Annotated in this window: 12 protein-coding genes; 5 read left to right on the top strand and 7 right to left on the bottom strand. The window is 61.0% G+C overall.

The window, feature by feature from the left end; all coding sequences use genetic code 11:
* Positions 1–3 precede the first annotated feature (3 nt).
* Both AC1D2Q_RS27705 and AC1D2Q_RS27700 read right to left on the bottom strand, forming a co-directional pair.
* Positions 4–3,105: a multidrug efflux RND transporter permease subunit gene (locus AC1D2Q_RS27705; protein WP_477815297.1), complete on the bottom strand. Its 3,102-nt coding sequence runs from the start codon at positions 3,103–3,105 to the stop codon at positions 4–6.
* Positions 3,102–4,262, bottom strand: a complete 1,161-nt coding sequence (locus AC1D2Q_RS27700; RefSeq protein WP_477815296.1) for an efflux RND transporter periplasmic adaptor subunit — start codon at positions 4,260–4,262, stop codon at positions 3,102–3,104. The genes AC1D2Q_RS27705 and AC1D2Q_RS27700 overlap by 4 nt, the downstream gene beginning before the upstream one ends.
* 973 nt (positions 4,263–5,235) lie before the next feature.
* On the opposite strand from AC1D2Q_RS27700, the gene AC1D2Q_RS27695 reads away from it, so the two are divergent.
* Together AC1D2Q_RS27695 and AC1D2Q_RS27690 are read left to right on the top strand one after the other, a co-directional pair.
* The gene (locus tag AC1D2Q_RS27695; RefSeq protein ID WP_477815295.1) at positions 5,236–5,607 is read left to right on the top strand and encodes a DUF6124 family protein; all 372 of its coding nucleotides are present in this window, start codon (positions 5,236–5,238) and stop codon (positions 5,605–5,607) included.
* Between the two features lie 161 nt (positions 5,608–5,768).
* The gene (locus AC1D2Q_RS27690) at positions 5,769–6,026 is read left to right on the top strand and encodes a hypothetical protein (RefSeq protein ID WP_086946444.1); all 258 of its coding nucleotides are present in this window, start codon (positions 5,769–5,771) and stop codon (positions 6,024–6,026) included.
* A gap of 82 nt (positions 6,027–6,108) precedes the next feature.
* Here the strand turns inward: AC1D2Q_RS27690 and AC1D2Q_RS27685 are convergent, their stop codons facing one another.
* The 5 genes from AC1D2Q_RS27685 to norR form a co-directional block, all read right to left on the bottom strand.
* On the bottom strand, positions 6,109–6,858 hold the full coding sequence (locus AC1D2Q_RS27685; RefSeq protein ID WP_477815294.1) for a YkgJ family cysteine cluster protein: 750 nt from the start codon (positions 6,856–6,858) through the stop codon (positions 6,109–6,111).
* An 83-nt stretch (positions 6,859–6,941) separates the two neighbouring features.
* On the bottom strand, positions 6,942–7,268 hold the full coding sequence (locus AC1D2Q_RS27680; RefSeq protein WP_477815293.1) for a hypothetical protein: 327 nt from the start codon (positions 7,266–7,268) through the stop codon (positions 6,942–6,944).
* A gap of 71 nt (positions 7,269–7,339) precedes the next feature.
* Positions 7,340–7,798, bottom strand: coding sequence for a GNAT family N-acetyltransferase (locus AC1D2Q_RS27675; protein ID WP_258613142.1), 459 nt, complete (start codon positions 7,796–7,798; stop codon positions 7,340–7,342).
* A gap of 26 nt (positions 7,799–7,824) precedes the next feature.
* Positions 7,825–8,727, bottom strand: coding sequence for a chemotaxis protein CheV (locus tag AC1D2Q_RS27670; RefSeq protein ID WP_018930150.1), 903 nt, complete (start codon positions 8,725–8,727; stop codon positions 7,825–7,827).
* Between the two features lie 192 nt (positions 8,728–8,919).
* Entirely contained in the window at positions 8,920–10,473 is a 1,554-nt protein-coding gene (gene norR / locus AC1D2Q_RS27665; protein ID WP_477815292.1) for a nitric oxide reductase transcriptional regulator NorR, read from the bottom strand.
* 147 nt (positions 10,474–10,620) lie between these two features.
* Between norR and hmpA the strand changes: the two genes are divergently transcribed.
* The 3 genes from hmpA (at position 10,621) to AC1D2Q_RS27650 (ending at position 13,096) form a co-directional block, all read left to right on the top strand.
* Positions 10,621–11,802, top strand: coding sequence for an NO-inducible flavohemoprotein (gene hmpA, locus AC1D2Q_RS27660; RefSeq protein ID WP_477815291.1), 1,182 nt, complete (start codon positions 10,621–10,623; stop codon positions 11,800–11,802).
* A gap of 198 nt (positions 11,803–12,000) precedes the next feature.
* A complete protein-coding gene (locus AC1D2Q_RS27655) occupies positions 12,001–12,561 on the top strand; it encodes an ester cyclase (protein ID WP_477815290.1) in 561 nt (186 codons plus the stop codon).
* Between the two features lie 25 nt (positions 12,562–12,586).
* On the top strand, positions 12,587–13,096 hold the full coding sequence (locus tag AC1D2Q_RS27650; protein ID WP_477815289.1) for a disulfide bond formation protein B: 510 nt from the start codon (positions 12,587–12,589) through the stop codon (positions 13,094–13,096).
* Positions 13,097–13,129: the final 33 nt, after the last annotated feature.

Here is a 13,129-nt window from a genome sequence, read left to right as displayed (position 1 = left end):
GCCTCAGTCTGTGGTCGCCAGCACCGGCTGCTGTGCTGGTGTGGGTCTATGAAATATCCGCTCAAGCCACAAGTATATGACTGGCGTAGTGAACAGCGTCAGCGCCTGGCTCACCAGCAAACCGCCGACCACCGCGATGCCCAATGGCTGGCGCAGTTCGGCGCCGGTGCCGTAGCCGATCATCAACGGCAAGGCGCCGAGCAGGGCGGCAAGCGTGGTCATGATGATCGGCCGGAACCGTGTGAGGCAGGCCTCATGGATCGCCTCTTGCGGTGGTAGGCCACGGTTGCGCTGGGCGTCCAGCGCGAAGTCGATCATCAGAATGCCGTTCTTCTTGACGATACCGATCAGCAGCACCAGCCCGATCAGCGCCATGATCGAAAAGTCCTGGCCGCAAATCCACAGCATGATCACCGCCCCGAGCCCCGCCGAAGGCAGGGTCGAAATGATCGTCAGCGGATGCACAAAGCTTTCGTACAGCACGCCGAGAATGATGTACACCGCCACCAGCGCCGCCAGAATCAACCACGGCTGGCTGGCCAACGAACTCTGGAACGCCTGGGCCGCGCCCTGGAAGTTACCGCTGATGGCGGCCGGCATACCGATGTCAGCCTTGGCCTGGTTGAGCATGATCACCGCATCACCCAACGCCACGCCGGGCGCCAGGTTGAATGACAGGTTGGCCGCCGGGAACATTCCGTCATGAGCGATGGACAGCGGGCCGATGGTCGGCGCATCGAATTTCGCCAGGGCCGACAGCGGCACCATTTCCCCACTCAGCGGCGAGCGCAGGTAGAAATAGTTGAGGCTTTCGGCCTTGCCGCGCTGTTTGGTGTCCAGTTCCAGAATCACGTTGTACTGGTTGGTCTGGGTCTGGAATTCATTGATCTGCCGCTGGCCGAAGGCGTCGTACAGCGCTTCGTCGACATCGCTGGCGGTCAGGCCGAAACGCGCCGCCGCGGTGCGGTCGATGCTGATGTGGGTGATGCTGCCGCCCAGTTGCAAGTCGTTGGAAATGTCACGGAACGCCGGGTTGCTGCGCAGTTTTTCCGTCAGGCGCTGGGTCCAGGTACTCAGGAGGGCACCGTCGTTGCTCTTGAGCACGTATTGGTACTGGGCGCGGCTCGGGCCGGAGCTGAGGTTGATGTCTTGCCCGGCGCGCAGGTACAGCACGATGCCCGGGACTTTCATCAGTTGCGGGCGAATCCGATCGATGAACTGGCTGGCGGACACATCGCGGTCGCCGCGTTTTTTCAGCGAAATCCAGAAGCGGCCGTTGGCGATGGTCTGGTTGCTGCCCGAAACGCCAACCGAGTGCGAGAACGTCTCGACGGCGGGGTCGGCGGCGACGATTTCGGCCATCGCCAAGTGTTTTTTCACCATGTCGCCGTAGGAAATGTCAGCCGCCGCTTCGGTGGTACCGAGGACGAAACCGGTGTCCTGTACCGGGAAGAAACCTTTGGGGATGAAGATATAACCGGCAATGGCCAGCCCCAGCGACAGGCCGAACACACCGATCATCAATGTCTGATGGGCGAGGGCGCGGCGCAGGCCTTTGTCGTACAGCGCCAGCAAGCGCTCGCCGAAACCCGGCTTGCTGTGGGCATGATGCACCGGTGCGCGCATGAACAGCGCGGCCAGCGTCGGTGCCAGGGTCAGGGACACCACCACCGAAATCAGAATGGTCGAGGTCGCGGTCAAGGCGAACTCCTTGAACAGGCGCCCGACCACGCCGCCCATGAACAGCAGCGGAATGAACGCCGCCACCAGGGAGAAACTGATCGAGACCACGGTAAAACCGATCTCGCCGGCGCCTTTGATCGCCGCCTCGCGCATGCCGTCGCCGGCCTCCAGGTGCCGGTGAATGTTCTCCACCACCACAATCGCATCGTCGACCACAAACCCGACGGACACCACGATCGCCACCAGCGTCAGGTTATTCAGGCTGAAGCCCATGATGTACATCAGGGCGAAACTGGCGATCAACGACACACCGAGCACCGCCGTCACGATCAGGGTCGCCGACAACTGCCGCAGGAACAGCGCCATCACCGCCACCACCAGCAGGATCGCGATCAGCAGGGTGACTTCCACTTCATGCAGCGAGGCGCGGATGGTCTGGGTACGGTCGATCAACACCTTGACCTGCACCGAGGCCGGCAACATGGCATTCAGCGTCGGCAGGGCCGCTTGAATGCGATCAACGGTCTCGACGATGTTGGCCCCCGGTTGCCGGAAAATTACCAGGTTTACCCCCGGCTGGCCGTCAGCCCAGGCCTGGATGTAGGCATCTTCTGAACCGTTGACCACTTTGGCCACGTCCTTGAGATGGACTGGGGCACCGTTCTTGTAGGAAACGATGAGTTGGCTGTAATCCTCGGGGTGGAACAACTGGTCGTTGGTGGACAGGGTCGAAATGCTCGACTCGCCGTACAGCGCACCTTTGGCCTGGTTGAGGCTGGTTTGCTGGATCGCCAGGCGAATGTCCGCCAGGGTCAGGCCAATGGCGGCGAGTTTGTCCGCCGAGGCCTGCACGCGAATCGCCGGACGTTGCTGACCGGTGATGTTCACTTGGCCTACACCGTCGATCTGGCTGATCTGACGGGCGAGCAGGGTTTCTACCAGGTCACTGAGTTCGGTGCCGGGCATTTGCGGTGAGTTGATGCTGAGAATCAGCACCGGGCTGTCGGCCGGATTGACCTTCCTCCACGTCGGCAGGTTCGGCATATCTTTGGGCAGTTTGCCGGCGGCGGTGTTGATTGCGGCCTGGACTTCCTGAGCGGCGGTGTCGATGCTTTTGTCGAGGGTGAATTGCAGGGTCAGGATGGTCGAACCCAGGGCGCTGCTCGAGGTCATCTGGGTCACGCCGGGGATGGCACTGAATTGCACTTCAAGCGGCGTGGCCACCGATGAGGCCATGGTCTCCGGGTTGGCGCCGGGCAGCTGCGCGGCCACCTGAATGGTCGGGAATTCCGCTTCCGGCAGTGGCGCAATCGACAGTCGCGGGAAAGCGATGACGCCGAGCAATATAAGGGCAAAGGTCAGCAGTACCGTCGCCACCGGATGATCGATGCACCACGCGGAAATGGAACCGTGGCCCTTCATGGTTTTGGCTCCGACTGGACCATTTGCGGTGGCTCGCTCAGTACCTGAACCGTCGAGCCGGGTTTGAGCCTCGATTGGCCGTCGCTGACCAGCGCGTCGCCCGGTTTAACGCCTTTGATAATGTCCTGGCCACTGCCTTGATAGACCATCTGCACCTGCACGGCTTCGACCTTGTCGCCGTTGACCCTGTACACGAAATGTTGATCGAGCCCGCGTTGTACGACCGTGGGCGGCACCACCAATGCATTTTTATCCAGCGCAGTCTGAATCTTTACCGTCACCAGCAGGCCCGGCCAGAGCTTCTGTGCGGGGTTGGCGAATTCGGCCTTGGCGCGGATGGTGCCGGTGTTGGCGTTGATCTGGTTGTCGATCAGGGTCAGGTGGCCTTCGCCCAGCAGGTTGCCGGTTTCGCCGTCAGTGTCGGCACCGATGTAAGCCTTGACCGGCGTGTGCTGTGGATCGTTGATCAGGCCTTGCAGGGTCGGCAGCATTTGCTGGGGCAGGGAAAATTCCACGGCGATCGGGTCGATCTGGGTCACTGTGAACAAGCCTTGAGTGTCGGTCATGCGCAGGAAGTTGCCTTCATCGACTGTGCGAATGCCAACGCGACCGGTGACTGGCGAGCGAATCTGTGTGTAGGAAAGCTGCACCAAAGCAGCGTCGATCGAGGCCTGATTGCCTTGGGCGGTGGCTTTGAGTTGGTTGACCAGGGCTTGTTGCTGGTCGTAGGTCTGCTTGGACACGCCGTCGTCGACACTGAGCAGTTTGTAGCGCTTGAGGTTGACCTGGGCCACTTGCAGTTGCGCCTGGCTTTCGCCCAGTTGCGCCCGGGCCAGGTCGAGGCTGGCGCGGATCGAGCGGTCATCGAGGGTGGCCAGCAGGTCGCCCTGGTTCACCAGTTGGCCTTCCTTGACCAGCAGTTTGGTGAGGATGCCGTCGATTTGCGGGCGCACGACCACGCTGTGCAAGGACAACACCGAGCCGATGCCGCTGACGTAACGGGGTACATCTTTTTCGACGACGCTGACCACCCGCACGGGAATGGCGGTGGGTGCGGCCAGTTTGGTGGTGACGGGTTTGGTGGCGTACCAAACGCCCGTCGCTGCCAGGGTGATCAGAAGGGCGGCGAGCAGGGCGGTTTTTTTCTGAATTCGCATGCGAGTGGGGCGCCGGGCTGAGTGGTCTGGTTTTGTCAGGTTTATACCTTCCTTTATAAACCTGTTCGCCGGTCAGGAGCGTGACGGGTAACTGACGGCGCTGTCAGTTTGGACCGGGATCTTGTTTTGATCTTGGCGGCCTTATAGCCGACCAGGTTCTTACTGACTGAGTACATATCCATTTCTGCGGTAACGGCCACTTATGGTTCCGCTCTTACAGCGGGTCACTTTTGGCAAACGCCCCAAAAGTAACCAAAAGGTCTCGCCCCGAACGTACGGCCCCTCGCTAAGGCTCGGGGTTCCTTCGCTCCGGTATCCATCTGGGGGCATCGCCCTACGGTTGGCTTCGCTTCAACCTACATGCGATGTGTTCGACTGCGTCGAACGGCGCTGTGCGCCAATCCCCAGATGAACACCTCCACTCAGCCTCCCGAAGGGGCGGGTGAATCAAGATCAAAAGCGGCAGGCGAGCTAACGCTCGGCCTGTTGAGTGGTGAGGGGCGGGTGTGCACCGTTCAATGGTGGGGGGGGCTTGTTCGTGAAGGCGGCCTGACAGCCGACCAATCTCTTTCGTCTGTACCCGAATGATCGTTCCCACGCTCCTGCGTGGGAACGCCTCCAGGGACGCTCCGCGTTCCGCTTTTGAATGTTTAATGGATGTGCCTGAACGCAGACCTTTCCCACGCATCTTTCAGGTTGTTCGTCGGAAGCGGGCTCTCTAGTCTTTGGCTGTCGCTGACAATTCAGCGATCGGGTGTGAGAGCCCGGAAGAGGTTTTAATCCATCGCCAGTACCACCATAATCGCCGCCAGCTTATCCGCTGCCTGCAATGCTCTATGGCGGCTGTGTGCGGGCGGACTTCGGTCCGGCCGGGTTTGATCCTCTACCGGTTTCTCACTCCGCACATAGCTGCCACCACTCCGTCGCGTGAGAAACGATGAGTGATGGCTCCAATTGATTAGAGGATGTTTCAATGAGCAACAAGTTAATTCCCGATCCACCCTTCAGCACCACCACTCCCAACGCCGAAGCCTCGCGCGCCGAAGAATTACTCAAAGACCGCGAAGCCATAAAACGCGCGCTCGACTACTACCTCGATCCCCCAACGCCCTACACCGAAAAAAAACGCCGCCCCAGCACCATGTTCATCGTCGCCCCGAATATGGATACCGAAAGCCTCTTGGCCCACGCCTACGAATCGTTAGCCACGGCGAGTGTCCTGGCCAGCGATTTCGCCAACGACCTGACCGGCCCGCAGCGCTACACGGCGCTGGCGATTCAACAGAGCATCATGCTGGCGGAACTGGCGGTGAACCGGGCGCTGGATAACGTCGACCCGGCGTAGACCGCGTTATCGTTCATCGCGAGCAGGCTTGCGATGGCGGTTGGTCAGTCGGCACAAAACCCGACTGACCAGCTGCAGCCTGCAGCCTCCGACACAGGTATACTGCCGCCTTTCGCGGCTCGCCTACCGGGCCCGACTCTTTAGCATCACCCGGAGCTTTCATGACTTCCCCGACACAACCGCCGGTTGCCGACGCTTTGCGCGACGACCAGGCAGACCTGCCCGACAGCGTCGACTCCAGCGCCGACAGCGAAACCAAAGCGGCGATCCCGGCGTTCAAGTTTCCATTCAAGCCGGGCGAACTGGCCGCAGCGAAGAATGCCAGCCAGCCTTGGTACAAGAATGGCGCCAAGAACGGCCACACCAAGACCCCGGGCGCAGCGCCTCCCGGCACTCGTCGTTCGATGGGCAAGCGCTGAGTTTTTACCTGCGCGGTGCGTGATCTGCCGTCATCGCGAGCTTGCTCGCGATGAGGCAATTAAATGCAACACACCCTCTGGCTCAGGCCGCCCGCAACGAAATAAACGCATAGTTCAGCGGCGCTTCAGTCACCACCTGCGCCCCGGCCGCCCGCACTTGCCCGGCAACATCATCGCCAGACACATGAAACACCCATTCACTGCCCGACCCCGCCAACGATGGCTGTGCCACCTGATCGATAACCATGGCAAACGCGGTCATGTCCGGCAGATAAGCGGTAAACCCATCGCCCTTTAGCGCTGTCGTCCGAATTCCCAATAGCGCGCAAATCGCATCCTTGGCCTGAATCTCGTCGCGATCCGCCTGGCGGGAGCGCTGGATCAATCCTGCGAGTTCCTGATCGACCAGTTCACCCCCAACAATCAGATCCGGACCTTTTTCCCATGACTCGGGCGGGCAATCCTTCACCGCCGGGTTGAGCGGGATGTGCGGGTTGATTTCCATTGGATAGATGCGGCACACCAGCGGTCGGCGTTCGTAGATGCGGCAGAGGTTGTCTTCGTCAAGATTCCGGCAGGGGCCGACGTTGTAGGCGGCGAAGGTGATCGCCACGTGCGCTTCGCAAGTGCCGCTGCGAACCAGCGCCGAACGGCGCTCGGCGTGTTCGCGTTGTTGTGTTGGCAGGCCCAGGCCGTTGGCGAGAAAGGCTTCCACCAGCACGATCACCTGGCCGCCATCGGCCGCCCACATGCGGGCTTCGGCCAGTGTCAGGGGAACATGGTGGTCGTTGCAGCATTTGCCACAACCTACGCAGGAAAACGGTGTATTCATTGAACGGCCAGTGACCTGTGAGGGCATGAAACGGCGACAGAAAGCCACCGCAAAGGCCTGTGCCAAAGCAAGTTATGCGCCAGTCACTGCGCTTTTGCCGTTGGACGGATGGAGTCCCATTCGGTGACGTAGGCGGTTTTGCTTTTCTTGTTGTAGAGGCACAGCTCGGTGCCTTGCTGGCCTTTCATGTGTTTTTGCGGGTACTGGCCTTGCAGCAGGAGTGCGGTATAACYGACCCGGTCATCGAACTGCGCGGCGTTGCCGACGGGTTGGGGGTTTTTCAGGCCGCTGGCCTTGGTGCAACTGGCGAGCACGGCTCTGTCGAAGGCGGCCCAGGCATCGGGGCTGGAGGCGTGGGCCTGGGCGGCGAGGGTGGTGAGGCAGAGGAAGGTCAGGGTGGTGGCTTTCATGATCAGGCATCCTTGGCGTGTAGTGGTCAAGGTCGGAGTATGCCTGATGGCTTGCTCGCGAAAGCGGTCTGTCAGACAGGCACAGGCTCCCGGCGGACCACATACATCCCGGCACTTTCATACAAACCCCGCGCCCGAAGGTTGTCTTCCCGCACCTTCAAATCCACAAAACCTTCGCGGCGCTGCGCAAACACCTTGAAAGCATGGAGCAGCAGCGCACGGCCAAGTCCGAGGCCTCGAGCACGCGGGTGCACCACCAAGTCCTTGATGTAGGCACTGGTCCAGCACTGGGCGACGCCGACGATGCCTTCGGCATCCAGAGCGATGAAGCACAGGGTAGGATCGTATTCAGGATCGGTTTCGAAACGCTGTTGCCAGACTTCCAGCGCCGGCACGCGACCGCCGCCCTCCCGATAACCCAGTTCCATCAAGTGATGAACGGCTTCGGCGAGTTCGGGACGGTACTCGGTCAACTCAATGTCGTTTGGCCAAGTGAAAGGCGGCACACCCTCGGCGAGGTTGCGCCGCATCAGAAAACAAAAGTCCTCGGCCACACTCAGTGACCTTGTTCGGCGACGACCCTGGCCGCCTCGATCAGGCACTTGGTCAGTTCTGGCGAGGAGAACTTGGTCAGCACCCCGTTGGCCCCGGCCAGTCGAGCCTTCTCGCTGTTCATCGCGCTGTCCAGCGAGGTGTGCAGCAACACGTAGAGGTGCGAGAAGTCCGGGGTTTCGCGCAAGGTGCGGGTGAAGGCATAGCCGTCCATCTCCGACATTTCGATGTCCGAGACGATCAGGTTGATCTGCTGGGCGGTGCCTTGCAGGTCCAGCAGGCAGTCGATGGCTTCCTTGGCGCTGCGGGCGGTGTGGCATTGCAGGCCGAGGTTGCGCAGGGTGTGCACCGATTGTTGCAGTGCGACCTGGCTGTCATCGACCACCAGAATTCGCGCATTGCCCAGTACTTCAGCCTCTTCCATGCTCAGTTCGGTCGGGGCCATTTCGATCTGCGCCGGCGCAATGCCGTGGATGACCTTTTCGATGTCCAGCACCTGCACCAGCGTACCGTCGACCGACGTCACGCCGGTGATGTACGAGCGCACGCCGCCAGAGCCGAAGGGTGGTGGACGGATGTCGGTGGTCAGGCAGTGGACGATCTTGCTCACCGCCTGAACGTGCAGGCCCTGCTTGGAGCGGCTGACGTCGGTGACGATCAGGCAGCCACCGTTCGGGTCTTCCAGCGGGCGTTCACCGATGGCGCGGCTCAGGTCGATCACCGACAACGACGCGCCGCGCAGGGTGGCGATGCCTTTGACGTGGGGATGCGACTCCGGCAGCTTGGTCAGTGGCGGGCAGGGGATGATTTCGCTGACTTTCAGCAGGTTGATCGCCATCAGCTTGCCGCTGCGCAAGGTAAACAGCAGAAGCGAAAGTGAATCTGCGCGGGCTTTGTTGGAAGACATAAAAACCTTCTGTGGAGAAAGGTGGTGGGCGATTGTGAAGATCGCCAACAGCTATCGATGCCGGGTTATCGACTTGTCGGGGGCAGGCTTTAGTGCCAATGAATGTTGGGTAGATCAAAAGATCGCAGCCTTCGGCAGCTCCTGCAAGGGATTGCGGTCAATGTAGGAGCTGCCGAAGGCTGCGATCTTGGCTTATTTCATACCCAACCGCTTGGCCATCCGCCCCAGGTTCGCCCGATCCAGACCCAGCTCCCGTGCCGCGCTGGCCCAGTTGTGCTGGTGCCGTTCCAGGCAAGCGCTGATCAGTTGGCGTTGATAGTGCTCGGTGGCTTCACGCAAATCCCCCGGAATCAACACAGTCGCTGGCGCAGCATCCACCGGTTCTGGCGCGGGTACAACGCCGCCATTGGGCAAATCCAGATCCGCCGCGCTCAAGCTGAGAATCTTCGGCCGTTGCGTGCAATTACCCAGCGCCTTCAACGCACTGCGGCCAATCAAGTGCTCCAGCTCCCGCACGTTCCCCGGCCAACCATACGCCAACAATGCCGCTTGGGCATCGCTGGTCAGGCGCAGGCTGTTGAGGCCCATGCGTGAGCGGTTTTGTTCCAGGAAGTAGCCGCTGAGCAGCAGCACATCCCGACCGCGATCCCGCAATGCGGGCACCAGCAACGGGTAAACGCTCAAGCGATGATAGAAGTCGGCGCGGTAGCGACCGCTGCGCACTTCTTCGGCCAGGTCGCGGTTGGTCGCCGCGATCAGCCGCACGTCGACCTGATGTTCCTTGTCCGACCCCAGCCGCTGCAATTGCCCGCTCTGCAGTACCCTCAGCAATTTGGCCTGCACCGCCAGCGACAGTTCGCCCACTTCATCGAGAAACAACGTGCCGCCATTGGCCAGTTCGAACTTGCCGCGACGATCGTTCGTCGCCCCGGTGAAAGCACCGCGCACGTGGCCGAACAGTTCGCTCTCCACCAGGGTGTCCGGCAGGGCGGCGCAGTTGAGGCTGATGATTGGTTTGTCGGCTCGGGGCGACGCGGCGTGGATGGCTTGGGCCACCAGTTCTTTGCCGACCCCGGTTTCCCCGGTGATCAGCACCGTCAGGTCGCTGCCGCCCACCAGGTTGATCTCTTCCACCAGGCGCTTGTAAGTCTTGCTCTGGCCGATCATTTCGCGGCTCTGCTGGCCGCTGGCCTGGCGGTAAACCTCGGCGCGCTGATGTTCGTCTTCGGCGCGATTGGCCAGCCGTTCGATGCGCTCGGCGGCGTTTACGGTGGCGGCGGCGAGGCTGGCGAAGGCTTGCAGGGCGTCCAGTTCGATCGGTTCGAAACGTTCTGGGTCGAGAGCGTCGAGGGTCAGCAAGCCCCACGGACGCTCGTCGATAAACAGCGGGCAGCCCATGCAGTCGTGGACTTCCAGGTGCTCGTGCAAACCATCGATCAGGCCGTCATACGGATCGGGCAAGTCACTGTCAGCGGCGAAGCGAGTCGGGCCGGGACTGCTGAGCAGCGCTTCGAAGCGCGGGTGTTCGCTGACCTTGAAACGTCGACCGAGAGTGTCGGTGCTCAACCCGTCCACGGCCAGCGGCACCAGCCATTCGCCGTCGAGTCGCAGCAGGGCGGCGGCGTCGCAAGGGAGCAGGGCGCGCATGGCTTCGAGCAGGCGCCGATAGCGCTCGCCTTCGGGCAGCTCGCGGGACAGGTCGGAGACCAGGGGCAGCAAGGTCGTGAGCAGTAATTTTGCAGTCATAATGACTCCGTGTAGTCGCTATGACTATAAATCGATGAGTGTCGATATGACTACTGTGTTTTTAACTATCTGATTTATAAGGTTTTAATTTTTGGCATGGAAACTGATAAGCAAAGGGTATTCATATAAAGCCCAGGAGTTGCTCTTATGCTTAGCGTTCAAGACCGTGCCATCGTCAAATCCACCGTACCGCTGCTGGAAAGCGGTGGCGAGGCATTGATCACTCACTTCTATCGCATGATGCTCTCCGAATACCCGGAAGTCCGCCCGCTGTTCAACCAGGCCCACCAGGCCAGCGGCGATCAGCCTCGCGCCTTGGCCAACGGCGTGTTGATGTATGCGCGGCATATCGACCAGCTCGATCAGTTGGGCGACCTGGTGGCCAAGATCATCAACAAGCACGTGGCCCTGCAAATCCTCCCGGAACATTACCCGATCGTGGGCAGCTGCCTGTTGCGAGCCATCTCTGAAGTGTTGGGCGAAGAGATCGCCACCCCTGAAGTGATGAGCGCCTGGGGCGCGGCCTACAACCAACTGGCCGAAATCCTGATCGGTGCCGAAGCCAGTATCTACGACCAGAAAGCCCAGGCACCGGGCGGCTGGCGCGGCGCGCGGGAATTCATCGTGGCGGCCAAGGTCGAGGAAAGCTCGGAAATCACTTCGTTCTACTTCGAGCCGGCGGATAAAGGGCCGATTCTCGCGGCCGAGCCCGGCCAGTACATCGGCATGAAACTGATCCTCGACGGCGAAGAAATCCGGCGTAACTATTCGCTGTCGGCGCTGGCGAACAAGGGCCAGTACCGCATCAGCGTCAAGCGCGAAACCGGCGGTCGTGCCTCCAACCATTTGCACGATCAACTCCACGTCGGCGCGAGCATCATGCTGTTCCCGCCAGCGGGCGACTTCACCCTGACCTCCAGTGACAAACCGTTGGTGCTGATCAGTGGCGGCGTCGGCATCACCCCGACACTGGCGATGCTCGAAGCAGCGCTGGCGACCGAGCGGCCGGTGCATTTTATCCACTGCGCGCGCAACGGCGGCGTGCATGCCTTTCGCGACTGGATCGATGGCCTGGCCGAGCGTCATCCGCAGCTCAAGCGTTTCTATTGCTACGCCGAAGACGATGGCGTCAGCCCGGCGGCAGACAAGGTTGGTCTGTTGAGCCAGGAGCAACTCGGCGAGTGGTTGCCGCAGCAGCGCGATGTGGATGCTTACTTCCTGGGGCCTAAAGGCTTCATGGCGGCGATCAAGCGTCACCTCAAGGCCTTGGGGGTGCCGGAGAAACAAAGCCGTTACGAGTTCTTTGGGCCGGCTGCGGCGTTGGAGTAAGGTTTTTTAAAAGATCGCAGCCTTCGGCAGGTCCTACAGGGGATCGCGTATACCCCGTAGGAGCTGCCGGAGGCTGCGATTTCTTGATCTTCGATTCGTAAAAAACGCTTAAAGGTTAATCCGTTCTTAACCGGTTTATCGTTTATTCCCCGATGCTGATGATAGGCGCTCGTTCGTTTACATGATCAGGATCGCCCCATGACTCACATCACTTTCTCCCGCCGTTCAACTCTGGCCGGCCTCAGCCTGACCGCTGCGCTGTTGGCGAGCCCCTTTGCTTGCGCCGAGCCGGCCTTGCTCCAGCCGCAATCCTTGATCGTCGATCAGAGCCTGCCCAAGGCGCAGCGCGATGCCATGGAGTTGGCCGCCCGGCGTTACGGCAGCTTCTGGAATTCGGGGGAGGAGGCGTTGGCCAAGGCGGCCTTGTCGGAGCAGTTCGTCGACAAGACCCCGCCCGAAGGCCGGGTTCAGGGGCCGACCGGGCCGTTACTGGCGTCGAAGTTCTTTCGCACGGCGGTGCCGGACCTGAGCTGCGAGATCGAACAAATGATCATTGCCGGTGATCGGGTGGTGGTGCATTTGCACTTTCGCGGGCACTTCACCGGCCCGTTCAAGGCTCTCAAAGGTCAGGGCCAGCGTGTAGACTTCCGGGCAACCGATATTTATCAGATCGACAACGGTCGCATCGCGGCCAATTGGCATATCGAAGACAACGTCAGCCTGATGCAGCAGTTGCAAGCGCAGCCGCCGGCGAGCTGATCCACGGACACAGAAGGGAAACGCGATGAGCGAGGAAACAATGCGGTTGGGACGTGAACGGCGCTATCTGGTGTTGCTGGGCATCATCTGCCTGGCGCTGATCGGTGGCGCGCTGTACATGCAAGTGGTGCTGGGCGAGGCGCCGTGCCCGCTGTGCATCTTGCAGCGCTACGCATTGTTGCTGATCGCGCTCTTCGCGTTTATCGGCGCGGCGATGCGCACCCGCCGCAGCCTCACGCTGTTCGAGGCGTTGGTGGTGATCAGCGCCATCGCAGGCGTCGGAGTGGCCGGGCATCACGTCTATACCCAGCTGTACCCGGAAGTCAGCTGCGGCATCGATGTGCTGCAACCGATCGTCGACGGCCTGCCGCTGGCGAAGATCTTCCCGCTGGGCTTCCAGGTCGACGGTTTCTGCTCCACGCCGTACCCGCCGATCCTTGGTTTGTCCCTGGCACAATGGGCGCTGACGGCGTTCGTGCTGGTCGTGGTGCTGGTGCCGTTGCTCACTTGGCGTAACCGCAAAGCGCTGCGCTGAGGCCGTCCGCCACACCGTTGCAGGAAACAAAAA

Source organism: Pseudomonas sp. P1_A1 (assembly GCF_056406935.1).
This window is presented reverse-complemented; position numbering and strand designations above follow the sequence as displayed.

Coding starts and splice junctions, on each gene's coding strand:
- AC1D2Q_RS27705 (WP_477815297.1), bottom strand. CDS start 3,105: ATGAAGGGCCACGGTTCCATTTCCGCGTGGTGCATCGATCATCCGGTG.
- AC1D2Q_RS27700 (WP_477815296.1), bottom strand. CDS start 4,262: ATGCGAATTCAGAAAAAAACCGCCCTGCTCGCCGCCCTTCTGATCACC.
- AC1D2Q_RS27695 (WP_477815295.1), top strand. CDS start 5,236: ATGAGCAACAAGTTAATTCCCGATCCACCCTTCAGCACCACCACTCCC.
- AC1D2Q_RS27690 (WP_086946444.1), top strand. CDS start 5,769: ATGACTTCCCCGACACAACCGCCGGTTGCCGACGCTTTGCGCGACGAC.
- AC1D2Q_RS27685 (WP_477815294.1), bottom strand. CDS start 6,858: ATGAATACACCGTTTTCCTGCGTAGGTTGTGGCAAATGCTGCAACGAC.
- AC1D2Q_RS27675 (WP_258613142.1), bottom strand. CDS start 7,798: ATGCGGCGCAACCTCGCCGAGGGTGTGCCGCCTTTCACTTGGCCAAAC.
- AC1D2Q_RS27670 (WP_018930150.1), bottom strand. CDS start 8,727: ATGTCTTCCAACAAAGCCCGCGCAGATTCACTTTCGCTTCTGCTGTTT.
- norR (WP_477815292.1), bottom strand. CDS start 10,473: ATGACTGCAAAATTACTGCTCACGACCTTGCTGCCCCTGGTCTCCGAC.
- hmpA (WP_477815291.1), top strand. CDS start 10,621: ATGCTTAGCGTTCAAGACCGTGCCATCGTCAAATCCACCGTACCGCTG.
- AC1D2Q_RS27655 (WP_477815290.1), top strand. CDS start 12,001: ATGACTCACATCACTTTCTCCCGCCGTTCAACTCTGGCCGGCCTCAGC.
- AC1D2Q_RS27650 (WP_477815289.1), top strand. CDS start 12,587: ATGAGCGAGGAAACAATGCGGTTGGGACGTGAACGGCGCTATCTGGTG.